Origin of the sequence: Kitasatospora gansuensis (assembly GCF_014203705.1) — a bacterium.
GTDB lineage: Bacteria > Actinomycetota > Actinomycetes > Streptomycetales > Streptomycetaceae > Kitasatospora > Kitasatospora gansuensis.
This window is the reverse complement of the sequence record NZ_JACHJR010000001.1, coordinates 7,405,520-7,432,242: the sequence shown is the minus strand read 5'-3', so window position 1 is coordinate 7,432,242 and position 26,723 is coordinate 7,405,520. Positions and strand designations below refer to the sequence as shown.

Sequence of the window (26,723 nt, the reverse complement as noted above, 5' to 3'; positions counted from 1 at the left end):
CCAAGATGAGCCGGCGACCGATCCGACCCTGTACAGCCCTGGCCGATTCGACGCCGACGCCGCACTCGCCCTGCTCCATACCCGCGCCGAGGCCAGCGCCCAGACCGGTCGGCGCCCCCGTCGGGGTTGGGCCCTGGGCCCGTCGGGCTTGACCAAGCAGCCGAGAGCCAGCAGCACTTCGGGGCCTGAGCAGCGGCACCCCCGCAGCCATGTGCGAGTCGCCGGGCGGCGCCCTCGGCGTGAGATCAGCAATGGGCGCAGCAGCAGCTCAACGCGGCAGCCGTATCCGTCTCTCACTACCGGTGCGGCCTGTCGGTACCGTCCTCGTTGACCCCGCCAACTACTCCGGGCCCCGTGCTGGCAGTTGGCCTCGCCCACGCACTAGGCTCTTCCGCGTCGGAACTGTCTCGGGGGAGGCGCGTGTGTACGGCGACGACGACCCTGGCGGGTGGGACGAGAGCGCGGAGCGTCCGTACTTCTTTCTCAGTTACGCGCACGTACCGAGATCCCGCACCGGTGGGGCCGGTGATCCCAACCAGTGGGTCAACCGCCTCTTCAACGATCTCCGTGACGAGGTGCTGCACCTGACCGACCTGCGCGGCGGAGCGCCGGTCGGTTTCATGGACCAGTCCATGCACCAGGGCCAGTTGTGGGCCGAGCGGCTCTCCCAGGAGCTGGCCAGCTGCCGGGTCTTCGTGCCGCTCTACTCGCCGCGCTACTTCACCAGCGTGGCCTGCGGCCAGGAGTGGCACTCGTTCGTCCAGCGCCCGGTCTTCCCGGAGCGGCAGAGCACCGAGCGCCCGACCGGCATCGTGCCGGTGCTGTGGATCCCGATGAGTGACCATCAGCTGCCCGAGGTGGCCCGTCAACTCCAGTTCAACCACCGGGGTTTCGGCCCCGACTACGAGGCCGAGGGCCTGTACGCGCTGATGCGGCTCGGCTACTTCCGCCGGGCGTACGAGCTGGCCGTGCACCGGCTGGCCGAGCGGATCGTGGACGTGGCGGCCAGCACGGTGATCCCGCCGGGGCGGCCGCTGGACTTCCAGGCCCAGCCGAGCGCCTTCGGCCCAAGGGCACCGCGTGAGCAGCTACGAATCTACGTCTACTCCTACCGCCAAGATGAGCTGCCCCCAACGCGCGACCCTTCCTGGTACGGTGCGCGGCGCACCGACTGGCAGCCCTTCCGGCCGCAGCCCAGTCAGCCCCTGGCCGACAGAGCCGCTGACCTGACCCGCAGCCTGGGTTTCGAGCCCACTGTGCATGAGTTCGAGGAGGCTGCCGCGGCGCTCGCAAGCTCCGGCCGGCTCCCCGGGCCGAGCGTCCTGCTGGTCGACCGCTGGGCCCTCCTCGACGCTCAACGAGCCGAAGCCGTGCAACAGTTGGTCCGCCGGAATCCCGGCACCCTGAGCATCATCGAACCCTGGAGCCAGAGCGACCAGCAGTCTCGGGACAACGAGCAGATGCCCAGCACGCTCGCCCCCGGCGATCGGTTGGTGCGTCAGTGGCGCAACCAGCTCGTCAGGGATGGTGAGGCGGACCGCCCCGGCACCCTGGAAGAATTTGACTCCACCCTGGTGCGGGCGGTGGTGCGGGCCCACCGGAATTTCGACGACCTTTCCGCCGCTCGCGCCGGGTCAGAACGTCGCCTGGAGTCCATGGCTGCCCCGGATCCATACGAGGCAGCCCCGGTGTCATACGGGGCACCACTTGGGCTGCAAGGAACTCCCAGGACGCCTCGCCGGGAGGACAGGGTCACTGCGCGTCCTCCCAAGCGGTGGCCGGCATCCCCGAACCGACCGCTACAGACGGGGCCCACGCCGAAACCGGAGCGCCGGGTACTCGAAGCCGAGGTGCCCGGTGCCGTCCGCGTGAACGACGAGTTCAGTGTGATCGTACGGATCGTCACCACACAACCGTCGCCCGGCAGCGGGACGCTGACCACCCCGGTCACCCTCGCCGTCGCGGACAACGGCACCAGCGTCACCGTGGTCGTACACCCGCAGGCCGACCTGGTGCCGCTCGACGGGATGGAGCGCACCCTGCTCGTCACCCCGCAGGCCCGCTCCACCGCGCCGGTCCGCTTCCCCTTCCGTGCCCGCGGCGGCGGCCTCCACCGACTGTCCCTCACCGCCTGGGTCGGCGGCACCTTCCTCGGCGAAATCACCGCCGAGGTGTCTGTCCGCGCCTCCGCGCATCGGGGAGCGGCACCCGCGATAACCCTTTCCGCCGAGGTCGGACCGCTCCACGCCGAGGAAGGCGAGGTGACTCTGCAGATCAGCACAGTTGACGGCCGACCCACCTTCCAGCTTCTCTCCAAGAGCTTCCTGGGCGACTTCGTTCAGCTCGACGTCCCGGCACCGGGCCCGAACGCCGCGGTCGAGCGGGCCAAGGCGACGCTGCGGCAACTGGCGGCCGGCAAGAGCCCGTACGGACCGGCCACGGCACGGCTCCTGATGAAGGAGATCGGCGTCGGCCTGTGGCACCAGATGCTGCCCGAGGCGATCAAGCACGAGTTCTGGAGGCTGCGGGACCAGATCACCACCTTCAACATCGCCACCGACGACGACATCCCCTGGGAGCTTCTCTACCCGCTGACCGGCGACGGCCGGGGCGACAGCTTCTTGATCGAAGATTTTCCGGTACTGCGCCGCACCCGCGGCCAGGGCCTCACCCGCTCGCTCCGGCGGGGCGAGCAGACCTTCGTCGTCTCCACCCGGCAGCCGAAGACCGCGCGCGATGAGTTCGCCGCCATCGAGCGAATCATCGGCCCCGGCCGCATCACCGACCAACTCAGCGACGTCCTGACAGCCGTCGCCTCGGGCGACCTGGGACTGGCCCACTTCGCCTGCCACAACGACTTCGACCCGGACGCCGGATCGAGCATCGACCTGGTCGGCGGCCCACTGGTCCCCGCACTGCTCAACAGCGCCGCCGTCAGCCGCAGCCTGGCCCGCAACAACCCGCTGATATTCCTGAACGCCTGCCGCACCCTCGGCGCGGTCCCGGACTTCACCAAGATGACGGGCTGGGCGCAGCAGTTCCTCGCCGCCGGCGCCGGCGCGTTCATCGGCACCCTCTGGGCAGTGCGCGGCGACAAGGCGACCTCCTTCGCCACCTCCTTCTACACCTCCCTCGCCGAAGGCAATCCCTTCGGCCAAGCCGTTCTCACCGCCCGCCGCGAGGCCTCCGCCGACGACGACCCCACCTGGCTGGCCTACAGCGCGTACGGCAACCCGACCGCCACCCTCGAACCACCGACCAACCCCCAAGGAGTCAGAACATGACCACCGGTCTGCCCATCGACGATCTCGTCACCACCATCAAGCGGGCCATCAAGGAAGCCGACATCTCCGACACCGACACCGACCGCGACCTGCGGGTCACCTCGGTCTACCTGAAGCTCCAGACCGTGGCCACCACCAAGACCGGCGGCGGGATCGACTTCCGCATACCTTTCATCGGCATGAAGCTGAAGTTCAGCGGCACCGTCACCCACCGAGACACCCACGCACTGGAGTTGACGCTCGTCCCCGAAGACCTCGCGGCCAGTGGCCACGAGATCCGAGACGGCGCGGTGGAGACCGCCCTGGTCGACGCGATCGAGACACTGCGCCGCCTGATCACCGCCGCGGGCACCGGCGACGACCCGTTCGTGCTGAAGGACAGCACGGTCGAGCTTCAGTTCGCGCTCGAGGAAGACGGCACGGTCTCGCTCGGCCTGGAGGGCGGACTCAAGAACGAGGTCACCCACATCCTCCGCCTCACCCTGGGAAGCCCCGCCACACCGTGACGGCTGCGCCCTGGTGGGCGTCAGCCCCTTCAGGTGATCAAATCGACCTGACACACGAATCGGAACGATGTCTCTGAGACGACGCCGATCTTGGCCCGGCCGGTGTCGGCGGTGGTGCCGTCCAGCAGTCGGATGCGCAGCGGCCTGCTCGGGTGGAGCGGGTCGGGGTTCCACAGGCCGGTGTTGAAGACAGCGAACCCGGCGGCCAGGTGGGCGCGGGCGCCGACCGGCTGGCCCGCGGGGATGGGCGCGCCGGACTGAGCCGTTCGGACCGCACCGCCAGCGAGGCCGGGCTGCCGCGTCAGTCGTTGTTGGGGTAATCGCGTCCACGCCGAGCGCCGCTGCCTCGCGCCGGTTCAGCGACTGGTTGAGCAACTGCTCCCCCTCGTACAGGTGGTCGATGACCTGCTGTGCATGGCGCTCCCCCTCCGCCTGGTCGGTGCCGTCCGGCCTCGACCGCTGGTCGCGTGCTCGGTCAGGCGGGGTGAATCCGGCCCCGCCAGCCGCCGCTCTCCTGGCCGCGTTCCTCGATGAAGCCCTTGAAGCGCTTGAGGTCGCCCTTGACGCGGCGGTCGAGGATGCCGAGCATGTCGCCGACCTTCTCCGCCATGCCGTGCGGCTGGAAGTCCATGGCGAGGCTGACCCTGGTGCGGTCGGCGTCGATGGGATGGAAGGTGACGGTGCCCATCTGCTGGACCTCGCCGCCCACCGTCCGCCAGGACACCCGCTCGTCCGCCAGTTGGTCCACGATCTCGGCGTCGAACTCGCGCTCCGCGCCGGCGATGCTGGTGCGCCAGCGGGTGTGGCGGTCGTCGATCTGGCGGACCTCCTCGACGCCTTCCATGAACTTCGGGAACTCCTCGAACTGCGTCCACTGGTTGTAGGCGGTGTGCAGCGGGACGTCGACGTCGATCGATTCCTTGACCTTGCTCACTGATCCTCCTCGGGACGCTCCGGGAGCGCACTCTCCGCTCCCGCACCGGGCGCCTGCCCCGCTTGAGCGGGGCCAATCGGAGTAGCCGGTGGTTCGTCGGAGCCGGCGACGCCGCCCAGGCCGGGCAGGTTGTCCGCATGTCCAGCCCGCCGAGATGCCCATCCCCCGTCGTCCTCGCCTTCCACGACGACAGGTCCGGCCACGCCAGTGCGGCCGGACCCTCCCGCCACCGGGCCTACCGGGAGGAACGGCGGGGCCGTTGGGACAAGGTTCCGCGTCTCTGTGTGGATTCCTCGGCTCACGGGGTAGCCGGACCCGTATGCGAGCTCTCATCATCAACTGCACTCTGAAGCCGTCCCCCGAGCCGTCCAACACAGAGGCGCTGGCGTCCGTGGTGGGTGCGGAGCTGACCGCGCGCGGGGTCGAGGTCGCCACCGTGCGCGCGGTCGACCTCAATCTGCTGCCCGGTGTGAAGACCGACCAAGGCGAAGGGGACGAGTGGCCCGGACTCCACGAGAAGCTACTGACCGCCGACATCCTGATCGTCGCCACCCCGACCTGGGTGGGCCGCCCGTCCTCGGTGACACAACGGGTGCTGGAACGGATGGACGCGATGATCTCCGAGACCGACGACGGCGGCCGGCCCGTGGCGTACGGCCGGGTGGCCGGGGTGGTGGTCACGGGCAACGAGGACGGCGCCCACCACGTCATCAGTGAAGTCTGCGGCGGCCTGGTCGACATCGGCTACACCATCCCCGCGCAGGCTTGGACGTACTGGCACCTGGGCCCCGGCCCGGGCCCGGACTACCTGGACGAGAAGCGCGGCCACGAGTGGGCCCACAGGACCGGCCGCACGATGGCCGCGAACCTGCACCACCTCGCGTCCGCGCTCACCGGCCGCCCCTGGCCCATCCCCGCCACCTGACCCCGCCTGTCCCCCTCTCACCACAACCGGAAGGGCCCCGATGGATGCCATCGTGCTGCTGAAGGACGACCACAAGACCGTCGAGAAGCTGTTCAAGGAGTTCGAGAAGGCCGGCGCAGGCGCGCACAAGCACAAGCGGGACATCGCCGACAAGGTGATCGAGGAACTCACCGTGCACACCTGGATCGAAGAGAAGGTCTTCTACCCGGCCGCACGCGAGGCCGCCCCCGACACCAAGGACCACGTGCTGGAGAGCGTCGAGGAGCACCACGTGGTGCTGTGGATGCTGTCCGAACTCGCCGGGCTCGACCCGAGGGACGAGCGGTTCGACGCCAAGATGACGGTGCTGATGGAGAACGTCCGCCACCACGTCGAGGAGGAGGAGAAGGACTGGTTCCCCGAGGTCCACAAGGCCATGGGCCGCAACCGCCTCACCGAACTCGGCGAGCAGATGCAAGCGGCCAGGGGCGAAGCCCCGCGCGATCCGCTCAAGGTCCCCAGCGCGCGAGAGTAATGGCTCCGGGAAAAGGCCGCCCCGGTCCCCGCTTACACAGAGGTCCGGGGCGGTGAGTCGGCGCCTTGACGGCCGCAGCTTGCCAGCGCCGTTCGGAGCTCAGGGGTCGATCCGGCAGCGGCAGACCCCTACAAGGTCCCAAGCGGTCGGTGGTGCCACTCCCGCACGCCCATTACCCCGAGAGGGTCTGCCGCAACGGGTAGGGACCCGGCTGAGGTGCCTGGATGTCTTACGCCGCAGGCGTCACGGAGATTTGGAGACCCCCGGCGCCCGCCCGGGATCCGAGAACAGGCAGAGCCATGTCCGACAGCACCGCAGGAGTGGGCTGTCACCAGTAGTGCTTGCGCCCTCCGACCTGGTGGCCTACCGCGCCCAGGACCCACAGGACGAGTCCGATGACGACGAGGGCTATGCCGATGGTCCACAGGATGGATATGCCGGCGAGGAAACCGATGACGAGGAGGATGACTCCGAGGACGATCACGACGACCTCCATTGAAGACTCCCCTCCACTGTCGCGCCGACCAGCCGGTATGTCCATGACAGACGCCGCGCGGGGAGGACAGGGGGCTGCTGCCCGGATCTCGGCGGCGGATGCCGGCGTTCCCGGCTTCGCCGCGCACGTCACTCCAGGTCGCGGCTGCTGGGTGTTCTCCAGGATGAAGATCAGGAGCAGCAGCAGATCAGGGCGAACAGGGCTGCGCCGACCCAGGTCGCACCAGTCCGGGTTCGCTTCGGCGGCCGCCAATCCGACCGTGCAGGCCGAAAACTCGCCTTGAGGGGTCGGTTCGCCAGCTGACAGGGACGGGTCAGCGCAGGGGGCGCCGGTTCCTGGCCGAGCGAACCATGAGGTAGACCACGTCTGCGATGACCAGCAGGACGCCGATGGCGAGCAGGTAGAGCATTCCGTGGACTACGACACCGACGATGCCGAGCACGATTGCGACGATGACGATCAGGAGGAAGAGGACCATCGCGCGCCTCCTTCACGGGGCGGGGTGTGTTCAGCCGCGGGCGAGTTGGCGCTCCCCGGCGGTGCCCGGCTGGTAGGTCAGGCCGTAGTGGCGGAGGATCGCTTCCTCGTCCTCTGCGGGCAGGAGGTCGTCAGTGAGCGGCTTGTCGTAGACGACCTTGACGTAACCGGGTCCGACGGTCGCGCCGTCGAGGGGGACGAAGACCAGGCGGTGGCGGGTGGGCAGGCCGATCTGGACGGTCGCCATCGCCGGTTCGTCCGCGCTGGTGTCCACGTAGATCGCTTCCAGCGTGCCGATCTTGTGACCGCCTGCGTCCACGACGTCGTGGGTGCGCCACTCACGGATGTCCCCTACCGCGATCACCGTGACTCCCTTCGCACGGCCCGCACCCGCGGGCACTGTCCACTGGATCGACTCCGGCCCGCTGACAGGCCCGCCCTACCAGCGTGCCTCCGTCCGCGCCCGGACACCAGGGCCCGTGCCCGTTCCAGCTATGCGAGCAGCCGGCACTCACCCTCCCGGTCGTCACGGACCGGGCCGCCAGCGGCCGGTCAGCGGACCATCTCTGCTAGCCGGCCGGGTGAAGCGGCGGGGTGGTGGAGCGGTGCTGCAGGTCGACAGGGGGTCGCCGGTGGGGCAGGAGGGCCGGGCTGTGGAGTACGGGTCGAGTGGCAGGCCGTTGCACCCGGGTCGGCGCTCCCGGATCCAGGTGGGCGGCGGGCCGGGATATCGCCCGCCGTCGGTGTCCGGTCCGCTCGTCCGAGCGGACCGGACACCGACGGTCTGGCGTCGGGGCTTGGTCAGTCCTCGTCGTCGCGGTGGCCGTGGCCGAGGCGGCTCAGGTCGAAGGACCAGATGCCGCGGCCATGCGTGGCGGCGTAAAGGTTGCCGTCGGGGCCGGTCCTGAGCTGCATCACCGTGGTGGTGGGCAGGCCGGTGCCGAGGACCTTCCAGTCCTTGGCGCCGGGCGCGCGGTGGAAGGCGGCCAGGTCGGTGCCGAGGGCGAGTGCGCCGTTCGGCAGGGCGCGGATCGAGTCGGCCGGGACGTCGGGCAGGTTACCGGAGAGGTCCGTCCAGCTCGCGCCGCCGTCACGGCTCTCAAAGACGTGGCCGACGCCCGCGCCCGGGCCCTCCGTCCACGTGCGGGAGAAGCCGCTGAAGGAGACGTAGACGTGCTGGCCGTCGGCCGGGTCGACCGCGAAGGAGGAGATGTACCGGTTGGGCAGGGTGCCGTCGACGGGCAGGTTCAGCTGGTGCCAGCCGGTGCCGTCGGCCTTGCCGGTGGCGATGCCACGGGTGAAGCCCTGGTTGTTGCAGGGCCCGCACCAACCGGCGTAGACCGTGCCACCGGAGGAGGCGACGGCGGTGGCGACGTGGCCGGCGCCGAGGTCGTACGCGGCGGTCCACTCCTCGCCGCTGCGGATCGCGAAGCCCTTGTTCTGGACCCAGACGTGGCGGCCGCCGGCGATCCAGGTGTTGATGTCCTTGGTGTCGGCGGTGATCGGGGCGATGAACCGGGCCTCGCCGGTCTCGTTGTCCACCGGGGCGACGGAGTAGGAGGTGGCCTTGGCCGGGTCGGTGGTCCAGTCCCCGTTGTTGACGGCGCAGTTCTGGGTGATCTGGATGGCGAGGTAGACGTACTCCTCGGCGATGTTGCAGCCGTTGCCGGGGTCGACGATGGTGTCCGCGCCGTCGCCGCCGAAGTTGGAGCCCATCACCTTGTCGTGGGCGCGCAGGATGGACTGGCCGTTGTCCTGGAGGCCGCCGGTGACGATGACGCCGCGGCCGGAGCGGTCGGCCGGGTCCTTGCCGATGCCCACCGAGTAGTACTGGAGGGTGTCGATGGTGCCGTCGTTGAGGGAGGTCCAGTCGGTGGCGTGGCCGGAGGCGTCGGCCGTGCCGTTGACCGGGCGGCGGTAAATGCCGCCGTCGTTGCCTGCGAACACGAAGCTCTGGCCGTGGTAGCTGCCGATGGCGACGGCGTGCTGGTCGGAGTGAGTGGTCGACGCGCAGTCGCCGGTCTGCTTGGCGGGGTCGATGGACCAGCACGGGAAGCCGAAGTTCCAGTACGGACCGGGGACGGTCCAGCCGGTGCCGCCGTTCTTGGTCTCGAGCACCTCCTCCAGCCCGGCATAGAGGTGGTCGGCGTTGTTCGGGTCGACTTGGAGGAACTGGTTGTACCAGGACTGGATGCCCGGCTGGTAGCCCGCGTCCTGCAGGGCGGAGCCGGAGTTCTTCAGCTTGTCCTTGTCCGCGATGAGCGTCCACGGGCCCAGCGGGTCACCGGACTTGGAGACGTAGATGCCCTGCAGTCCGCTGTCCGGGTCGGTGGCCGTCCTGGTCGGAGACTGGTCGATCGCGTAGTAGCGGGAGCCGTCCTTCGAGCGGGCGAAGGTCACGTTGCCGACATCCCCGGCGCCGGTCGGCAGGTCACCGAGCGAGGTGACCCGCTGCCAGGTGCCGTCCGCGGCCTTGGCGTAGAAGCCGTTGTAGGTGTCGCCGCCGCGCCACCCGACGGCGAGGACCACCTTCGATGGGTCCTTGGGGTCGATGGCGATGTCGTTGGCGATGTTCTTGTACGGGGCGTTCGGTGCCTTCGCGTCGGCTCCGCCGGGCAGGTGGCTGGGGTTCGGCGCGAACTCCAGCGTCCACGGGCCGGACAGCGTCGTAGTGGAGTGGCTCCACACGCCTCGGCTGGTGGCCGCCCACACCCTGTCGTCGGCGAAGCGCAGGGCGTGGATGGTGGTGGACTCGAGTTCCGCACCGCCGACCCGGCCGCCGGGCTGGAACTCGCCGCGCTTCGGGTCGGCGAGGACGTACACGCCGGTGCCGACGTAGCTGGTGGCGCCGGTGTTGGACTCGCCGGTGGCGTACCAGAGACGACCGCCTCCGTCGAGGCCGAGCGCGCCGGTGGACAGCGAGGGCAGCTTGTCGGATATGGACTGCCAGTGACCGCCGCCGGTGCGGGACCGGAACACGCCGCCGTTGGCGCCGCCCGCATAGACGTAGCCGTCGTCGTCGGCGGCTATGCCCGTGATCCGGCCGGTGACGTAGCCCGAGCCGCCGCTCGAGTTGGAGTCGATATCGCGGTAGCGCGGGTCGTCGGAGTTGTAGGGCTTGTTGGTGACGTGGTCCCAGGAGCCGGAGGTGTGCGGCATCGACTGAAGCTGCGCCCAGGCGGCGCCGTACGCACCGGGCGCGACGACGCCGGGGGCGGTGCGGGCCTCGGTGAACTGCTCGGTGGCTTCGGCGGAGTTCTCGGCCTCGTCCTCCTCACCGCCGTCGGCCGCCGTCGCGGCGAAGAGCGGGTTGACCTTGCTGCCGGCGGCGAGCTTCTGGGCGTGCCGGCGGCCGACGTCCTTGAGGTGGCGGGCCTGCCAGGGCTGCGGTGCGGGTGCGGGGGCCGCGATGGCCTGAGTGGTGGTCAGTCCGAGTGCGGTGAGAGTGACGGCGCAGGCGAGCAGCCGTCGTCGTTGCCTGTTGGCCACGGTGTGGTGTTCCTCCCCGGATGGAACCGGGCGCGCGGTCGCGTGTCCCGGCGAAACATCACGAAGCCTGGCCGGTGCAATGTCACCGCGTGAAGAGACCGTGCATAACGAATCATCAAAATATGTCCATTCACTGGTCAGGAGCTGCAATTCGATGAAGGTCATCCCGACCAAGCGGGCGGCTGCACCAACTCGGTCCGCACGCGTGAGAACGTGGAAAGGACACCCGCACCCAGGCCACGCGTTGCTGACGGACCGTGAGCCGCCGGGCGGCTGGCGTACGAGAGGTTCGATGCCGCGACCAGGAGGAGCGCAGGCCCGATGGAGATCATCGCCTACGGAGTCCAGGCCGACGAACAGCCGCTGCTGCGCGCCGCCTTCGAGACCAGCCACCAACTGCGCACCCTGGCTGTCTTTCTGAACGCCGACACCGCGCCGCCGACCTCGGCCTCACCGTTGCCCGGGTCTCCTACTACTCCCCCTACGCCGCGGCCGAGCACGCCTGGACCGGGCATCGGCGACGACGTACTGGCCCGGCTGATCAGCTTCCCCCAGGTCCTGGTGACATCCCATCAGGCGTACTTCACCCACACCGCGGTCGGCCAGGTCATCGACGCCACCGTCCGCAACATCGAGGACTTCGAGGCCGGCCGCCGCAACGAGAACACCCTCGTCCCGAACACCGCCGTCTGACGGACCGTCGCCCGGCGGAGGACGGCCGGGAATCGCGGGGACTCGGGCACCGTATTCCGGTCAGGAATATCCGTGTCAGATGACGGAGAACCGGGACAGCGCGAATTTCAGCGCATCGGGTTCCACGTGAATCCCACCCCCGAACGGATGGTTCATCGCGGACAGCATGGTGAGCACACCCGACACCAGGAGCGCCAATCCGCCGATACCGACGATTCCCGGCCAGGTCAGGGATTGGATCTGGAGCGCGGAGGTGGCCACCAGCAGGATTGCGGACAGGATCAATCCGATCCAGAGGTAATTCGGCACCTCCTGGGACACCGCGAGCATCCGGGCCCGCCGGGCATCCCCCACCTCCCGGAGCGCCACGAGGGAATCCCGCGCGAAGGTCTGCTCCTGCTTGGACTCGCCCGTCGTGTCCTGGAGGACCCGTCGGAGGTCGTCGTACAGCTGCTGGGCTCGGGCGCTGGAGCCGCCCGCGGCCATCGCCGGCCACTCCTCCTCGATCACCGTGGTCGTGTACCGGCGGGTCGCTTCACGGATCTCCGTGCGTGCGGCGACCGGGAGGGGTCGCGTCGCCCAGTACAGATTGACGAGACTCGCACCTTCATTGCTGACCTCGTCGGTGGCTCTGTTCAGGCTCGCTCCGGCGGAGACGATCGAGAGGGCCAGGATGAAAGCGAACAGTGTCCTGTTGAGGGTCGAGAAATGTTCGATACCGTCCTTTAGAACGGACCCTTCGCGCCAGCGCTGCGGAATGTACCGCACCATGACGACCAGGATGAAGACCGACGAAATGACACAGGCCATGACGATGGCAACGGCGGATAAGCTCATACGTCCATCTAACCCGACGGGGCGCGCAGGTCGAAACGTACAATCGCGTATCCACCCCATTGAGTGCATTCAGCTGACCGAAGTTCACCGGCATGGGTTGGAGGGCTCCGGGTAGACGCGTGCCACACCTGCTCGCGCCAACGGAGGAGTCCGACGATGCACGAGGTAATCGCTCACGGAGTGCCGGCCGCACTGGTCGCCCTCGGAGCGCCCGAGGTCGAAGCCTGTCTGGAGTACCGGGTCGACGACCCCTACGCGGTGAGCATGGCCTTCGGCGCGGGGTGCGCCCTCGGGGGCAGTTCGGTCGCCTGGGTCTTCGCCCGGAAGCTGCTGGTCGACGGTGTCACGACCTCGGCGGGGTTGGGGGACGTCCGGGTCCGGCCGTACGACCCGGAGCAGACGGTGATCGAGTTCTGGGTGGACGGTGCCTGCGCCGTGCTGCTGCTCCGGACCGAGGACATCCGCGCCTTCCTGTCCGCGACGTACCGGGCGGTGCCGCTGGGATCGGAGTGGCGGCGGATCTCCTGGGATGAGGTGCTGGCCCGGCTGACCGAGGGTCAGCACTGAGAGAAAAGGGACAAATACCGACATAGGGTGCCGACTTCCGGGAGTGCGGCATGCTCCCGACGGGCGGGGGTAGGCGGCGGAGAACAGGATGTCCGGACGACGGAAGGTGTGTCATGGCAGTGTCCAGTGAGGTTTTGCCGACTCCCGCGCATACGGTGTCGGCAGGCACGACCCGTCCGCCCGGGCTCGCCGGTCTTCCGGTGATCGAGGACCCCTCGGCCGTCGCGCCGCGCGATGCCAAGGAACTGGCCCGGACGTTGCTGGTCCGGCTGGCGGACCTCGAGGAGGGCACGACGGCGTACTCCTACGTGCGCGGGACGCTGGTCGAGCTGAACCTGTCGCTGGTGCGGTACGCCGCGGGGCGGTTCCGCAGCGGGTCGGAGCCGATGGACGACATCTTGCAGGTCGGGACGGTGGGCCTGATCAAGGCCATCGACCGGTTCGACCCGGACCGGGGCCTGGAGTTCTCGACCTTCGCGCTGCCGACGATCATCGGGGAGATCAAGCGTCACTTCCGGGACACCACCTGGGCGGTGCACGTGCCCCGGCGGATGCAGGAGCTACGGCTGTCGCTGGTGAAGGCCCAGGACGAGCTGGAGCAGCGGCTGGACCGCGCGGCGACGGTGGCCGAGCTGGCCGAGCGGATGGAGGTGAGCCCGGAGGACGTGGTGGAGAGCATGACCGCCACCAACGCCCACACCGCCGGCTCGCTGGAGATGCGCCTGGCGGACGACTCGCCGGACAGCAGGCTCGCCGCGCGACTGGGCTACGAGGACAACCGGATCAGCCGGGTCGACGACCTCGAGTCGCTCAAGCCGCTGATCGCCGCCCTGCCGGAGCGCGACCGGCTGGTGCTCTCGCTGCGCTTCGTCGGCGAGCTGACGCAGTCCGAGATCGGTGAGCGGCTCGGCGTCTCGCAGATGCAGGTCTCGCGCCTGCTCAGCCGCACCCTCGCCGGGCTGCGTGCGGAGCTCACCCACGAGGACTGACACCACCCGGCACCTGCGGTCCGCGTCTCCCCGGCCGGTACGGCCGGGGAGACACGGCGTTCCGAGCACTCCGCCCGGGTCGGTCAGGTCGCCCGCTGACCCGAGGTCAGCCACTCGGCCCGGACCTCGAGCCAGACCACCTTCCCGTCCGCCAGCAGGTCCACGCCCCACCGGTCCGCGAGCCGCCCGACGATGTGCAGCCCGTGCCCGCCGGGGGTGCCCGGCTGGTACGCGCGGGGGCGGGGCATGGTCGGGTCGCCGTCGGCCACCTCCACCCGCAGGGTGTCGGCCGTGCCGTGCAGCAGGAGGTGGTGCGCGCCGCCCGCGTGCATCACCGCGTTGGCCAGCAGCTCGCTGACCAGCAGCAGCACGTCGTCCGCCGGAGTGTCCTCCAGCTCGTCGCCGCCGGTGACGGCGTACCAGTCGAGGAGTGCCTGCCGCCCGAAGTCGCGTCCGGCCGCCACCTGTCGGCGCATGCCCTTGAGCACCAGGCGTCTGCGCTGGCCCGCGGCCGGCAGCTGGGGCCGGATGGGCGTGCTGATGGGCGGCGGTGCCCCGTCAGTGGTCATCGGGTCAGTCCAAGGTCTCATCGGGGGTGGTGGGCCGGGCCGCGGCGTCGGCGGGGTGGGCGGTGAAGACCTCGCCCGCTCCGGTGATCGCCAGCAGCCGTTCGACCTGGGCGGAGAGCGTTCCGAGCCGCAGGTCGACGCCCACCTCCTGGGCCGCCTGCCGGGTCTTGATCAGCAGGTTCAGGCCGGAGGAGTCACAGAAGGTCAGCTCCTCCAGGTCCACCAGCAGCCGTGCGGGCCGGGCCTCGAGGTGCTGTGCGAAGACCACCTTGGCGGCGGACAGCGAATCGAGATCCAGCTCGCCGCAGAGCCGGCAGACGATCGAACCGTCCGGTTCGGTCCGGGACGTCACGGTGAGGGCAGCGGCCTGCGGGCCGGTTCTGTCGGTACTCAATGCGGTCAGGCCTTCCGGGTCCGTTCGGTGCACGACAGCTGTGGCGGAGCGGTGCTTCCCGTCACGACCTTAGGCTGGCGGCCCGCCGGGTGGTAGCCCGCGATCGCGGCACCCACCCGGCGCACCAGCCCCGGCCCCGGCCACCGGGACCTGACCTCCGGTCAGGCGAACGGGCCGCGGTAGAACGGGCCGTAGTAGGCGCCGTACGCCTCCCGGTAGCCCCGGTCGATCTCGTGCTCGTACGGGTTGAACGCGGGGCCGTTCTTGATCTCGTCCTTGCTGCGGTCGACGTGGACCACCTGTTCGGCCTGGTCGACGCGCAGGACGGTGCCGGCCGGGAGCAGGACGTGCTTGCCGAAGATCCAGGGGCCGGTGTCGACCACGAGGTAGGCGGAGTCCGTCTCGTCCGAGTGCTTGTCGACCTTGCCGATCCGGCCGTCGGTGGCCTCGACGTGATAGCCGATCAGATCGTGACCGGAGACGTGGCCGGAGGTGGAGCGGAACTTCCAGATCTCGACGCCGCTCATGCGGGCTTCCTCTCCTCGTGCGCCGTTGCGGGCCCTTCCCGCCGGGCGCGTCCTGCACCTCCGGCTGCCCCCGCCCCAGGACTTCATGCCACCCGCTCCGGTGGTGGTCGCGGAGCCCGGGGGTTTGGCCGGGCGGAACGGGGTGAGACGGAGGACCGGAACGTGCGTGCGGCGCTCGGCCGCGCCGCCGACCCGGTGGAGGCAGGGACGACTGGACTCCACCGGACTTCCACTCGGAGGAGGGAACCGATGACCGACATCTCGCGCCTGCCCGGCGCCCTCGACCAGCACTGGGACTGGCAGCAGCGCGCCGCCTGCCGCGGCCAGGACGCCGCCCTGTTCTTCCACCCGGCGGGAGAGCGCGGCCAGGCCCACGACGACCGGGACACCGCGGCGAAGCGGGTCTGCGTCCGCTGCCCGGTCCGTTCCGCGTGCCTCGCCCACGCGCTGACGGTCCGCGAGCCGTACGGCGTGTGGGGCGGGCTCACCGAGGACGAACGGGCGGCGCTCCTGCGCCGGAACCGGCGCAGGGGTCGGGTCGCCTGACGTGCCGTCGGTCTATGTGGGCGAGGCCGGAGTCGAACCGGCACAGCAGAAGCGGGGGTGTTACAGACCCTTGGGCTCTCCAATGCCCAGCTCGCCCTTGGCTGCCGGACGAGGATTCGAACCCCGAGTCTCCTGATCCAGAATCAGGCGTGCTGCCAGTTGCACCATCCGGCACTGCGGGGCGGCACGAGAAAGGCCGCCCGGACGGGAAGTCCCGTGGGCGGCCCGGCGTTTCAGCCGTTCTACCGTCCGGTGGGATGTCCCTGGCTCTGCTGTGAGCTCGAGGAACGCTGATACGACCGGCTGCTGCTCACGACTGCGTTCCTCTCTTCGGGCGGTGCGGGCTGATGCGCCAACTCTGCGCCACAGCGCCATGCGTGGGCAACCGATTATCGTCAGGCCGGGTGGATGAGGCGGCTCTCGTAGGCGAAGATCACGGCCTGTACCCGGTCGCGGAGGTCGAGCTTGTGCAGGATTCGCCCCAGGTGGGACTTCACGGTCGCCTCCGCGAGGTGGAGGGTGGCCGCGATCTCGGTGTTGGACAGGCCGCAGCCCACCTGGACCAGCACTTCGCGCTCACGGGTGCTGAGCCGGTTCAGCCGCTCGGCACGGTCGCGGGCGGCGCTGCCGCCGTCGGGGATGTGCGGGCGGAAGGACTCCAGCAGGCGGCGGGTGATCCGGGGCGAGACCACCGCGTCGCCCGCGGCCACGTTGCGGATCGCGGTGAGCAGCTCCTCGGGCCTGGTGTTCTTCAGGAGGAAGCCCGAAGCCCCGGCGCTGAGTCCGGCGAAGGCGTACTCGTCCAGGTCGAAGGTGGTGAGGATCAGCACCCTGCTTCGCGGGGAGGCCCGGACGACCTGCCGGGTCGCCTCGATCCCGTCGGTCCCGGGCATCCGGACGTCCATCAGGACCACGTCGGGGCGCAACTCCCGGGCGAGGTCGACGGCTTGGGCACCGTCCGCGGCTTCGCCGACCGGCGCCATGTCGGGCTGGGCCTCCAGGACCATGCCGAACGCCATCCGGAGCAGCGCTTCGTCGTCGGCGATCAGGACGCGGATCGTCACGCGGACGCCGTTCCGCCGCTGTCGAGGAAGAGGCGGGTGTGAACTCCCCAGCCACCGCCCGGAAGCGGCCCGGACCGCAACGTCCCGCCGTAGGCGGCGGAGCGCTCGCGCATGCCGGGGATGCCGTGGCCCGACGGTGCGGCACCGGGACGTGGCGGGCAGGGGCCGGTGTCGGTGACGTCCACGGTGACGGTCTCGGTCGAGCACCGGATCCGGACCCTCGCCCGGGTGCCGGCGGGTGTGTGCTTGAGGGTGTTGGTCAGAGCCTCCTGGACCAGGCGGTAGACGGTCAGTTGTGCGGTGGCGGGCAGGTGGGTGTGGCCGCCCTCGACCTCGACCCGGGTCGGCAGTCCGGCAGCGCACATCTGGCCCGCGAGGGCCGCCAGTTGGGCGATGCCGGGCAACGGGTGGCGTTCCCCGTCCGGTTCGTCGGTCCGCAGGATGCCCAACGAGCGCCGCATGTCGGTCAGGGCCTGGCGGCCCGTCTCGGAGATCCGGAGCATCGCGGTGGTGGCCTTGTCGGGTGACCGGTGCTGCGCGTAGACGGCGGCGTCGGTGAGCGCGACCATGACGGACAGGTTGTGGGTGACGATGTCGTGCATCTCCCGGGTGATCCGCGTCCGCTCCTCGGTGACGGCCAACCGTGCCTGCTGGTCCTGCTGTTGCTCCAGACGCGCGGCCCGTTCCTCCAGGGCCGCCAGGTAGGCGCGCGTGGTCCGCACGTTCACACCCAGCACGGCGGCGGCGACGACCGTGGCGGTCACCGCGACGAAGGGGGCCAGGAAGGCGCCCTCGGTCGTCCAGCGCAGGCAGGCCAGCAACGCGCCGCCCTCCGCGACGGCACCGGCGACCAGCGTGGCGCGCCGGCCCGAGCTCGCGGCCACTGTGTAGAGAGCGACCAACAAGGCTACGTCTGCCGGTAGTTGAACGTCCATCAGCCACTGGACGAAGGCCGCGGCCGCCACGGCTCCGAAGACCGCCCGCGGGGCCCGGCGCCGCCACAGCAGCGGCAGCGCGAGGCCGGCGGTGAGGGCCACACCCACCAGGAGCTCCCGCGGCGGCGCGCCGGTGGTCAGGATGTGGAGCAGGAGCAGCGCCGGCAACAGCAAGTCCCGCACCACGGGCGGCAGTCGGAGCCCCCAACGCCGGACGAACCCCAGCAGTCGCGCCACTCGTCCGGGGGCCGCCTCGGTCATCACACGTTCCTGTCGATCGGCATCATGGTGCACCCGGCACGTACCGCGGCCCTGTCACGCTAGGCGGTCGGCGCGCGGAGCACATGAGCCCACCGGCCGAGGGAACCGTACCGGGGTACGACCGGAGGAGGAGACTCCGTACCTACCGTGGTCGCAAGGCGGCCGCTGATCCGGCCTGCTCACCTGCCACCCCGGTCGGATCGGCACCTGTCTCGAACCGCGACCCGGGATCGATGCGGCAGCGCGTACCCGACGCCGAGGATGGCCGGGTGACCGAGATCATCACGGGGCTGTACATGTCCCCCCTGGAAATCCTTGTCCTGCTGAGTGCCGTCACGCTGGTGCCGGCCCGCTGGCTTCCTCCCGTCCTCCGACCACGCGTCACGATCGCGGCGATGGCGGTCCTCGTGCCGTCCGCGATCGCGCTGAGCGTGGCGGGGATCCGCTGGCAGCTGCTGCCGGTACTGGCGGGCGCCGCCCTCGCGACGCCGTTCGCCCTCTCCCCCGTGCTGCGCCGCTTCACCGGCCGGACGGCGTGGCGGGCCCGCTGGTGGCTGGCACTGCCGGGAACACTGGTCTGCGTCGGCTCGATCGCCACCGGCCCGGTGGTCGCCTGGGCCTTTCCGGTGCCCGAATTCCCCCGGCCCACAGGCGAGTTCGCGGTCGGCACCCGAGTGATGCAGTGGACCGACCCGCTCCGCCCGGAGAGCTTCACCGCCGATCCGAACGACCGGCGCACGGTGGTGGTCCAGCTCTGGTACCCCGCGCAGCAGAGCCCCGCCGGCGCGCCGCGGGCCCAGTACCTCGGGCGCACGGAGCAGGAGGCGCGGACCGTTTCCACGGCCCTCGCCCGCGCGGTCGGCCTGCCGGGTTTCCTGGTCGACGGTGTCCCGCACGCCCGCAGCCGGTCGGTCTTCGACGCCCCGGTGGCCGGTGGGGGCGAACGGTTCCCGGTCGTGCTGTTCTCTCCCGGGTCGGGTGGCGTACGTACCCAGAACACCGCCTGGGCCGAGGAGTTGGCCAGCCACGGCTATCTGGTCGCCGCCCTCGACCACCCGTACGACTCCGCCGCCGTCGTCCTCGCCGACGGTCGGACCGTCGACACCGCGATCGCCTCCACCGGGGACCGGGACAAGGACAACGAGCTCGCGGTCGGCTGGACGGCCGTCCGGGCCGCCGATCTCGGCTTCGTCCTCACGCAGTTGGACGCTCTGGACCGCGGTGAGATCGCGGACCCGTTGACCGGACGCCTCGACACCGCCCGAGTCGCGGTCACCGGACACTCGACAGGTGGCGCCGCCGCTCTGCAGGCGGCCCGGCAGGACCGCCGGTTCGACGCCGTCATCGACCTGGACGGCTACCCCCACGGCCCGACCTCGCCCACCCTCGGTCAGCCGACGCTCGCGCTCACCCAGGCCATCACCCCCGGCACCGACCCGCGCTACCTGCCCCGTCTCACCGAGGCCCTCGATCACAGCACCGCGACCACCTACCGGCTCACCGTCCCCGGCGCCGCACACCTCACCTTCATGGACGGCCCCCTCTACCTGCCGCCCGTGCCCTCGATCGTCGGAACCCTGGGCCGCAACGAGGGCCCGCACGTCGTGGCCGCCACCACGCTCGCCTTCCTGGACGCCACCCTGCGGAACAAGCCCGGCGACCTGGCCGGCGACCTGTCGGCCTACGGCGAGCTCAGCGTCCACCGGTCTTGAGCCACAGGCCCGGCGGAAAGGCATGCGTTCGGGAATCGCTCCGGCGTTCGCCTCGCGGCTAGATGGTCGATCCGCCGCCGGAGGTGTTGTTCCACCAGGCGCTGTAGGCGTTCAGCGAGTACCGCTTCTGTACACCGCTGGTCGAGGTGATCTCGATGCCGAACTGCATGTTGTCGAAATTGGTGTTGCGCAGGAGGTTCTGCGACGCGGCCCATCGCCAGACCGCCGAGGCGTCGATGGTGCCGGTATTGCTCTGCCGGGCGGGGATGAGCTGCAGAACGTTCCAGCCGGGATCGGCCTGCCAGACCGACGAGTACAGGATCCCGCCGATGGTCACGTTGGACCCGATCTGCCGTCCCCAGCCGCCTGCCGTCCCGGACCAGCTGGTGAAGACCATGATCTCGTCCTGGTTGCCGGCCGACCAGATGTCGCTCGTCCAGTTCCACCAGTCACTGCCGGAGACGGGAGCCGACGACGTGTTGTACCAGAAGCCCGCCGAGTTCAACTGCGACAGGGGCGTCTGGGGCCGGACCCCGGTGTTCGGGTAGGACTTGATCCCGCCGCCGGAGTGGTTGGCGTCGACGTACCAGGACTTGATGCTGTTCACGGTCAGGCACTGCGGGCCGCGGTTCTGGCCCCAGACGTCGTTGAAGATCGTCCAGCTGCCCTGGGTGTACTGACCCCACTGGTCGCAGGTGGAGTACACCTGGGCCTGCGCCGGAGACGCGAAGCTCAGGAGCCCGGCTGTCACGGCGCCGATCACGGCCAGCCGACCGAAACCGACCGACTTGCTGCTGATGGATTTAACGGCTTGCCATCTCATGTGTCCCTCCAAGGACGGCGATGGGCTGTGGCGGACCCCCCGGTCTGGTGGCGGACTCCGGCGCCGCGAGGTGTCGCTCGCCGGCGAGTCCGGGCTCGGGACGGCGCGACTCAACCCCGTCCGAACTGCGTGCGCAGTTGGCCGACTGCACACGCAGGTGCGAAGCGTCGAAGCGCTTGCGTCTGTGGACAGTAATGATGGGGCGCTTCAACAGCAATGCTTTGCACAGGAAGACACATTTCTCTCACCCTCGGACGGAACTGTCGAAGCGTCAGTGTCGAAGCGCTTCGAATGGCATCGACAGCAGCCCGCCCTGGCTGCACCAGAAGGGCGAGGTGATCCAGGAGGGCGATCCCCGGCACGTCGCCGAGATCAGGTCGATCCCGCGGCCCCCGGACGGAGTTGAGGAAGTACCGGCCATGCTGTCCCGGCCGCCGGCCGCCCCATGAGAGCATCCTCATCGACGCCCACGACGCCGCCGCCCGGACCGCCGAGGGCCGGCCTGGTTCGTGGCCGAGCGCCTGGCCGACACGCCGCTGGTCCGCGCCTGACGAGCCACTGCATCACCTGATATCCCGGAGGAAACCGTGCAGTTCGGAATTTTCAGCGTCGGTGACGTCACACCGGACCCCACCACCGGGCGGACGCCGACCGAGCGCGAGCGCATCAAGGCCATGGTCGCCATCGCGCTGAAGGCCGAGGAGGTCGGTCTCGACGTCTTCGCGACCGGTGAGCACCACAACCCGCCGTTCGTGCCGTCCTCGCCGACCACCATGCTCGCCTACATCGCGGCGCAGACCGAGAAGCTGATTCTCTCCACCGCGACCACCCTCATCACCACCAACGACCCGGTGAAGATCGCCGAGGACTTCGCCATGCTCCAGCACCTGGCCGACGGCCGGGTCGACCTGATGATGGGCCGCGGCAACACCGGCCCGGTGTACCCGTGGTTCGGCCAGGACATCCGGCAGGGCATCAACCTCGCCGTCGAGAACTACCACCTGCTGCACCGGTTGTGGCGCGAGGACGTGGTGGACTGGGATGGGAAGTTCCGCACCCCGCTGCAGGGCTTCACCTCGACCCCGCGCCCGCTGGACGGCGTACCGCCGTTCGTCTGGCACGGCTCGATCCGCTCACCGGAGATCGCCGAGCTGGCCGCGTACTACGGCGACGGCTTCTTCCACAACAACATCTTCTGGCCCGCCGAGCACACCAAGCGCATGGTCGAGCTCTACCGCACGCGGTACGCCCACTACGGGCACGGCACCCCGGAGCAGGCGATCGTGGGCCTGGGCGGCCAGGTCTTCATGCGGAAGAACTCCCAGGATGCGGTACGCGAGTTCCGGCCGTACTTCGATGTCGCGCCGGTGTACGGGCACGGGCCGTCCCTGGAGGACTTCACCGACCGGACCCCACTGACCGTCGGGTCACCGCAGCAGGTCATCGAGAAGACCCTGTCGTTCCGCGAGTACGCCGGCGACTACCAGCGCCAGCTGTTCCTCATGGACCACGCGGGACTTCCGCTGAAGACCGTCCTGGAGCAACTCGACCTGCTGGGCGAGGAGGTCGTACCGGTGCTGCGCGAGGAGTTCGCGAAGGGCCGGCCGGCCGACGTACCCGAGGCGCCGACCCACCACTCCCTGCTCGCCTCCGTAGTCGGGGTGACCGCATGAAGCCCTGACCGTGTGCACGCAGACGGCTATGGTGGGCGTCAGTTCAGTACCGGAGGAGGGGGTCCAACCATGGATGCGGAACTGATGGCGCTGGCGTCGTCGGCGGCGACCACGGTGGTCGGGATGATGGCGACGGACGGCTGGGAGAGCGCCAAGCGGGCGGTCGCGGCCGTGTGGCGGCGGCGCCGTCCGGAAGAGGTGGAGACGATCGAGGCCGAACTGGTCGAGACCCGCACCGAGCTGCTGACGAACCGTCAGACCGAGGGAGAGCTGCAGATCGTGTGGCGCACCCGGCTGCGCAGCCTGCTCGCGGCGGACCCGGAACTCGCCGGTGACCTGCGCGAACTGCTGGCCGAGCTGGGCCCGTTGGCGCCCGAGGCGGCCCAGGGCAGCCGGGTGGTGCGCGGCACCGCCTCCGACCACGCCACGATCTACATGGCCGGGGGCGACGTGCACGTCAACAACCGGTGACCACCGAGGAGAGCAGGCCCGAGGTCCGGTTGGAGGCGTACGCCTCCGGATCCGCCACCATCTACGTGGCGGCCGGGAGCCAGTACATCGCCGGCGGGGACCTGCACCTGCACTACGAGGACGGCGCTCACCGGGTGCGGCCGGATCCGGACCCGGTCGACGAGTGCCCCTATCCCGGCATGAGCGCCTTCGGTCCCGAACAGGCGCAGTGGTACTTCGGCCGGGACGCCCTGCGCGCCCGGCTGACGGACCGTCTGGACGAGTGCCTGGAACGGGGCGGCGCCCTGGCCGTGGTGGCCGCCTCCGGCGCGGGCAAGTCCTCGCTCCTGCGGGCCGGCCTCGTACCGGACCTGGCCCTGGGCGCACTGCCGGGTTCGCGTCACTGGCCCTGCCTGGTGTTCACCCCGACCGCCGCGCCGATGGCCGCGCTGACCACGCAGCTGGCCGTGCTGACGGACAGTACGCCGGGCCGGATCGCAGAGCAACTGGACAGCGGACCAGACGAATTGGCCCGCCATCTGCGCGCCGCACTCGCCGAGCGGAAGGCCGGCCGCCTGGTGGTGGTCGTCGACCAGGCCGAGGAGCTGTTCACCCTCGTCACCGACGAGCGTGAACGGCAGCGGTTCGTCACCGCGCTGGAGCGGCTGGCCCGACCGGACGGGCCCGCACTGGTCGTGTACGGCCTGCGGGCGGACTTCTACGGCCACTGCACCCGGTACCGGCCGCTGCGCGAGGCCCTGAAGCACCGTCAGGTCCTGGTCGAGCCGATGGACCGGACGGAGCTGCGCCAGGCCATCGTCTCGCCGGCCGAAGCACTCGGCGTGGAGGTGGCGGAGGGGCTGGTCGAGCTGCTGCTGACCGACCTCGGTACCGAGGAGGGCTACGAACCCGGCCGGCTTCCGCACCTGGCGCACGCGCTCCGGCAGACCTGGCGGAGGCTGCAGGGCGACCGGACGCTGACCCTGTCGGCCTACCTCGCCACCGGAGGCATCCGGGGCGCGGTCGCCCGGAGCGCAGAGGACGTCCACAGCGGCTTGGACGATCGCGGTCGGCAGGCCGCCCAGGTGATGTTCCGGCGCCTGGTCCGGATCGGCGAGGGCACCGACGACACCCGACGACCCCTGCCCGTCGAGCAGTTGACGGAGGGGATCGACCCAGCGGTGGCCGAGGCGGTGCTGACCGGCTTCACCGAACGGCGGCTGCTCACCCGGCAGCGGGAGACGGTGGTCATCACCCACGAGGCCCTCCTGCGGGCCTGGCCCCTGCTGCGGCACTGGGTGGACGCCCACCGGGCCGACAACCTGCTGCGTCAGCAGCTCGAGGAGGACGCGGCGGCCTGGGCCGGGAAGGACCGCGACCGGGCCCACCTCTACCGGGGCAGCCGGCTGGCGGACGCCCGCACGTGGGCGGACCGGACCGACCGCGACGGCCTCGGCCCCACCGCCGCCGACTTCCTCGACGCCTCGCTCCGGCTGGCTCGCCGGACCACCGCGCTGTTCCGCGGTGCGGTGGCGACCCTGGTCGTGCTGACCCTGCTCGCCGTCGTCGGCGCCGTCACCGCACAGTCGCAGAGCACCCGGGCCGACACGCAGCGCACGGAGGCGGAGAAGCAGACCCGCCTGGCCGTCGGCCGGGCGCTCAGGGCGCAGGCCGAGAACCTCCGCGACAGTGACCCCCGGACCTCCCTTCAGCTCAGCCTGACGGCCCAGCGGGTCGACCCGACTCCGGAGGGCGGGCACGGTCTGCTGACCACCCTTCAGCAGACCCGGTTCGACGGGGCGTCACCCGACGGGGTACTCGGCCGGGCGGACGGCATCGCCACCTTCCTCCGGAGCGGCACCCTGCTGGCGAGCAGCGCCTACCGCGCCAAGTCCGTCGACCTGTGGGACACCGCCGATCCCGTCCGCCCGCGCCGACTGGCCACCCTGGCCGACTTCCCCGAGCCGGTGGCCCACGTCTCGGCGAGCCCCGACGGACGGCTGCTGGCCGTGGTCACCAGTGACCTCGGCTCCCAGGCCGTCCACGAGCTGTCGCTGTGGGATCTGACGGACCGTGAGCGGCCCCGCCGCCTGCCCTTCCGAGCGGGCGCGGACAAGGTGACGGATGCCGCCTTCAGCCCGGACGGCAGAACGCTGGCGGTGGTGGCCGGCGGCGCGGACGGCACGCTGACCCTCTGGGACCTCGGAGACCCCGCCTCGCCCCGCAGGCTCTCCGAGCCGACCGCCGCGACCGACGCCGACACCGTACGGTTCAGCCCCGACGGGCGCACCCTGGTCACGGCCGCCGAGCTGCGCAAGACGGACTTCTCGTTCGACGGGAACTCCATCACGCACTACTCCGGCTGGCAGCTCTGGAACGTCCAGGATCTGCGCCGGCCCCGTGCCGTCTTCCGCGAACTCGGCTTCCAAGGACCGCTCACCGTCAGCCCGACCGCCCCGGTGCTGGCGGTGGGGATCGGGGCCCGGCTCGCCCTGTGGGATTTCACCGACCCGGCCGCGCCCAGGCGGATCGCCGTACTGGAGCATCCGACCCGGGTCACGGGGGCCGCCTTCCGGCCCGACGGGCGTGGCATCCTGACCGCGTCCGAGGGGGGACGGGCCCAGTTGTGGGAACTCACGGACCCGGCCCGACCGGCCGGGCCGACCCGGATCCCGTGTCCGGCCGATCTGGCCGGGTTCGCGTTCGGTGCCGACGGCCGGCACGTCGTCACGGTCGACAGCCCGTCCCTCCTCCCGGGCTCGATCTCGCGCTGGCGCGTCACCCCACGCACCGCGCCCGGCCTCGCGGCGACCTTCCCGAGCGGCGATCCGAACCCGGAGGGCACCGCGTTCAGTCCCGACGGCCACCGTCTCGCGGTCGGCGGCTTCGGCGGTGACATCCACCGGTGGGACGTCACCGACCCGGCCCGGCCGCGTGAACTGCCGCCGCTGCGAAGCCAGTCCGCGCAACCGGTGCAGACGGTGGCGTTCAACCGGGACGGCACCGCCTTGGCCGCGGGCACCATCGCGGACGCCAACTCCGACCACGGCGAGATCGTGCTCTGGGACGTGACCGACACCGACCGGCCGCAGCGGCGGGCCGTGCTGGCCACTCCCACGGGTGTGACCTCGCTGGCCTTCAGCCCCCGGACCGCCACGCTGGCCGCCTCGGGCAAGACGAACGGCGCCGGCAACACCTGGGTCGCTCTCTGGGACACCGGTACGCCGGTGCCCACCCGCTCGTACCTGCACGAGTCGTTGAACCAGCTGCTCCACGACACCGAGGACCCGAAGCCGCTCGCGGTGCCGTTCATCGTCGCGGCCACCCCCACCGCCTTCAGCCCGGATGGCCGGCTGCTGGCCCTGTCGGGCTCCCTCTGGGACGTGTCGGACCCGTCGGCGCCTGTCCGCGTGCGTCACGCCAACCTCCCGGCAGATGACCGGCGTTGGCCGCGACCCTCGCTGTCGGGGATGGACCGGGCGGCCTTCAGCCCCGACGGACACCGGTTGGCGGAGGCCGGGCGCGGGAGTGACGAGGAGGTCAGCCTGTGGCCGGCCGACCAGGCCGTCGGTGCCCACCCGCTCGGCTCCGTGCCGGCCAGGAACTCCGTCCAGGTCGGCTACCACCCCGGCGGTCACCTGCTGGTGACCGCCGAGAAGCACGGCGCCGTCCGGCTCTGGGACGTCACCGACCCTGCCCTGCCCGTCCTCGCGGTGACGCTGGAACAGACCGCGCAGGACGTCCGGTTCAGCCCGGACGGCCGGACGCTGATGTTGCTCCCCGAGGAGGGCGGGGCTGTCCAACTGTGGGACCTCGGCGACCTGCCCACGACCGTCACCAACACCACCGGCCTCGACTGCCGGCTCGTGGGCACCGGCCTGGCCGAGCAGGTCTGGACGAAGACGTACGCGTCCGGCCTGCCCTACGAGCAGACCTGCCCGCGGTGACGCCCTCGCCAGCGGCGCGTAGTCGGCGCCGGCCTGGACGGTGCACCGTCGTACACCTACAGTAAGTCCGTTACCGGGCGGGCCAGATGGGGAACAAGTGCCGAGGGGGGC

23 protein-coding genes, 2 tRNA genes and 2 pseudogenes are annotated in these 26,723 nt (G+C 70.5%); 13 read left to right on the top strand and 14 right to left on the bottom strand.

Going from position 1 to position 26,723, the window contains the following annotated elements; all coding sequences use genetic code 11:
* Positions 1-422 precede the first annotated feature (422 nt).
* Together F4556_RS33530 and F4556_RS33525 are read left to right on the top strand one after the other, a co-directional pair.
* A complete protein-coding gene (locus tag F4556_RS33530; protein WP_184922894.1) occupies positions 423-3,284 on the top strand; it encodes a TIR-like protein FxsC in 2,862 nt (953 codons plus the stop codon).
* Positions 3,281-3,790 carry a trypco2 family protein gene (locus F4556_RS33525; RefSeq protein ID WP_184922892.1) on the top strand — a complete coding sequence of 170 codons (510 nt, stop codon included), beginning with the start codon at positions 3,281-3,283 and terminating at the stop codon, positions 3,788-3,790. The genes F4556_RS33530 and F4556_RS33525 overlap by 4 nt, the downstream gene beginning before the upstream one ends.
* Positions 3,791-4,265: 475 nt before the next feature.
* Here F4556_RS33525 and F4556_RS33520 read toward each other — a convergent pair whose 3' ends face one another.
* The gene (locus tag F4556_RS33520; RefSeq protein ID WP_184922890.1) at positions 4,266-4,724 is read right to left on the bottom strand and encodes an SRPBCC family protein; all 459 of its coding nucleotides are present in this window, start codon (positions 4,722-4,724) and stop codon (positions 4,266-4,268) included.
* A 319-nt stretch (positions 4,725-5,043) separates the two neighbouring features.
* Here F4556_RS33520 and F4556_RS33515 point away from each other — a divergent pair, with 319 nt between their 5' ends.
* Together F4556_RS33515 and F4556_RS33510 are read left to right on the top strand one after the other, a co-directional pair.
* On the top strand, positions 5,044-5,649 hold the full coding sequence (locus tag F4556_RS33515) for a flavodoxin family protein (RefSeq protein WP_184922888.1): 606 nt from the start codon (positions 5,044-5,046) through the stop codon (positions 5,647-5,649).
* Between the two features lie 40 nt (positions 5,650-5,689).
* A complete protein-coding gene (locus F4556_RS33510) occupies positions 5,690-6,163 on the top strand; it encodes a hemerythrin domain-containing protein (RefSeq protein WP_184922886.1) in 474 nt (157 codons plus the stop codon).
* A gap of 328 nt (positions 6,164-6,491) precedes the next feature.
* Here F4556_RS33510 and F4556_RS33505 read toward each other — a convergent pair whose 3' ends face one another.
* From F4556_RS33505 to F4556_RS33490, 4 genes are all read right to left on the bottom strand, one after another.
* Complete coding sequence (locus F4556_RS33505; RefSeq protein WP_313069288.1) at positions 6,492-6,647, bottom strand: DUF6131 family protein; 156 nt, start codon at positions 6,645-6,647, stop codon at positions 6,492-6,494.
* 325 nt (positions 6,648-6,972) lie between these two features.
* Entirely contained in the window at positions 6,973-7,137 is a 165-nt protein-coding gene (locus F4556_RS33500; RefSeq protein WP_184922884.1) for a hypothetical protein, read from the bottom strand.
* A 30-nt stretch (positions 7,138-7,167) separates the two neighbouring features.
* Positions 7,168-7,500 carry a PRC-barrel domain-containing protein gene (locus tag F4556_RS33495; protein ID WP_184922882.1) on the bottom strand — a complete coding sequence of 111 codons (333 nt, stop codon included), beginning with the start codon at positions 7,498-7,500 and terminating at the stop codon, positions 7,168-7,170.
* A gap of 437 nt (positions 7,501-7,937) precedes the next feature.
* On the bottom strand, positions 7,938-10,625 hold the full coding sequence (locus F4556_RS33490; RefSeq protein ID WP_184922881.1) for a beta propeller repeat protein: 2,688 nt from the start codon (positions 10,623-10,625) through the stop codon (positions 7,938-7,940).
* A gap of 510 nt (positions 10,626-11,135) precedes the next feature.
* Between F4556_RS33490 and F4556_RS39825 the strand changes: the two are divergent.
* Positions 11,136-11,318 (top strand): annotated as a pseudogene (locus F4556_RS39825) (2-hydroxyacid dehydrogenase); the annotation flags it as partial.
* A gap of 75 nt (positions 11,319-11,393) precedes the next feature.
* Here the strand turns inward: F4556_RS39825 and F4556_RS33480 are convergent.
* Positions 11,394-12,155 (bottom strand): bestrophin-like domain, encoded by a 762-nt coding sequence (locus tag F4556_RS33480; RefSeq protein WP_184922879.1) that lies wholly within the window; start codon positions 12,153-12,155, stop codon positions 11,394-11,396.
* Between the two features lie 156 nt (positions 12,156-12,311).
* Between F4556_RS33480 and F4556_RS33475 the strand changes: the two genes are divergently transcribed.
* Positions 12,312-12,722, top strand: a complete 411-nt coding sequence (locus F4556_RS33475) for an SsgA family sporulation/cell division regulator (protein WP_184922877.1) — start codon at positions 12,312-12,314, stop codon at positions 12,720-12,722.
* Positions 12,723-12,835: 113 nt separating this feature from the next.
* Positions 12,836-13,711: a SigB/SigF/SigG family RNA polymerase sigma factor gene (locus F4556_RS33470; RefSeq protein WP_184922875.1), complete on the top strand. Its 876-nt coding sequence runs from the start codon at positions 12,836-12,838 to the stop codon at positions 13,709-13,711.
* Positions 13,712-13,794: 83 nt separating this feature from the next.
* Here the strand turns inward: F4556_RS33470 and F4556_RS33465 are convergent, their stop codons facing one another.
* From F4556_RS33465 to F4556_RS33455, 3 genes are all read right to left on the bottom strand, one after another.
* Positions 13,795-14,280, bottom strand: a complete 486-nt coding sequence (locus tag F4556_RS33465; RefSeq protein WP_184922873.1) for an ATP-binding protein — start codon at positions 14,278-14,280, stop codon at positions 13,795-13,797.
* 4 nt (positions 14,281-14,284) lie between these two features.
* A complete protein-coding gene (locus F4556_RS33460; RefSeq protein ID WP_184922871.1) occupies positions 14,285-14,674 on the bottom strand; it encodes an STAS domain-containing protein in 390 nt (129 codons plus the stop codon).
* Positions 14,675-14,835: 161 nt separating this feature from the next.
* Positions 14,836-15,201 (bottom strand): PRC-barrel domain-containing protein, encoded by a 366-nt coding sequence (locus F4556_RS33455; protein ID WP_184922869.1) that lies wholly within the window; start codon positions 15,199-15,201, stop codon positions 14,836-14,838.
* Positions 15,202-15,450: 249 nt separating this feature from the next.
* Between F4556_RS33455 and F4556_RS33450 the strand changes: the two genes are divergently transcribed.
* The gene (locus F4556_RS33450; RefSeq protein WP_184922867.1) at positions 15,451-15,747 is read left to right on the top strand and encodes a WhiB family transcriptional regulator; all 297 of its coding nucleotides are present in this window, start codon (positions 15,451-15,453) and stop codon (positions 15,745-15,747) included.
* A 17-nt stretch (positions 15,748-15,764) separates the two neighbouring features.
* On the opposite strand, the gene F4556_RS33445 is transcribed toward F4556_RS33450, so the two are convergent.
* The 4 genes from F4556_RS33445 to F4556_RS33430 form a co-directional block, all read right to left on the bottom strand.
* Positions 15,765-15,844, bottom strand: a tRNA-Tyr gene (locus F4556_RS33445).
* Position 15,845: 1 nt separating this feature from the next.
* Positions 15,846-15,921: transfer RNA gene (locus F4556_RS33440), tRNA-Gln, on the bottom strand.
* A 221-nt stretch (positions 15,922-16,142) separates the two neighbouring features.
* Positions 16,143-16,811, bottom strand: a complete 669-nt coding sequence (locus F4556_RS33435) for a response regulator (RefSeq protein ID WP_184922865.1) — start codon at positions 16,809-16,811, stop codon at positions 16,143-16,145.
* The gene (locus F4556_RS33430) at positions 16,808-18,007 is read right to left on the bottom strand and encodes a sensor histidine kinase (protein WP_184922863.1); all 1,200 of its coding nucleotides are present in this window, start codon (positions 18,005-18,007) and stop codon (positions 16,808-16,810) included. The genes F4556_RS33435 and F4556_RS33430 overlap by 4 nt, the downstream gene beginning before the upstream one ends.
* Before the next feature lie 233 nt (positions 18,008-18,240).
* Between F4556_RS33430 and F4556_RS33425 the strand changes: the two genes are divergently transcribed.
* Entirely contained in the window at positions 18,241-19,719 is a 1,479-nt protein-coding gene (locus F4556_RS33425) for an alpha/beta hydrolase family protein (protein ID WP_184922862.1), read from the top strand.
* Positions 19,720-19,777: 58 nt separating this feature from the next.
* On the opposite strand, the gene F4556_RS33420 is transcribed toward F4556_RS33425, so the two are convergent.
* Positions 19,778-20,542 (bottom strand): glycoside hydrolase family 12 protein, encoded by a 765-nt coding sequence (locus F4556_RS33420; RefSeq protein WP_184922861.1) that lies wholly within the window; start codon positions 20,540-20,542, stop codon positions 19,778-19,780.
* Positions 20,543-20,889: 347 nt separating this feature from the next.
* Here F4556_RS33420 and F4556_RS38715 point away from each other — a divergent pair.
* From F4556_RS38715 to F4556_RS33405, 4 genes and pseudogenes are all read left to right on the top strand, one after another.
* Positions 20,890-21,093: pseudogene (locus F4556_RS38715) on the top strand (DNA starvation/stationary phase protection protein); the annotation flags it as partial.
* 36 nt (positions 21,094-21,129) lie between these two features.
* Positions 21,130-22,215 (top strand): LLM class flavin-dependent oxidoreductase, encoded by a 1,086-nt coding sequence (locus F4556_RS33415; protein WP_184922860.1) that lies wholly within the window; start codon positions 21,130-21,132, stop codon positions 22,213-22,215.
* A 69-nt stretch (positions 22,216-22,284) separates the two neighbouring features.
* Positions 22,285-22,686, top strand: coding sequence for a hypothetical protein (locus F4556_RS33410; RefSeq protein ID WP_184922859.1), 402 nt, complete (start codon positions 22,285-22,287; stop codon positions 22,684-22,686).
* On the top strand, positions 22,683-26,612 hold the full coding sequence (locus tag F4556_RS33405) for an nSTAND1 domain-containing NTPase (RefSeq protein ID WP_184922858.1): 3,930 nt from the start codon (positions 22,683-22,685) through the stop codon (positions 26,610-26,612). Before F4556_RS33410 ends, F4556_RS33405 begins: the two co-directional genes overlap by 4 nt.
* Positions 26,613-26,723: the final 111 nt, after the last annotated feature.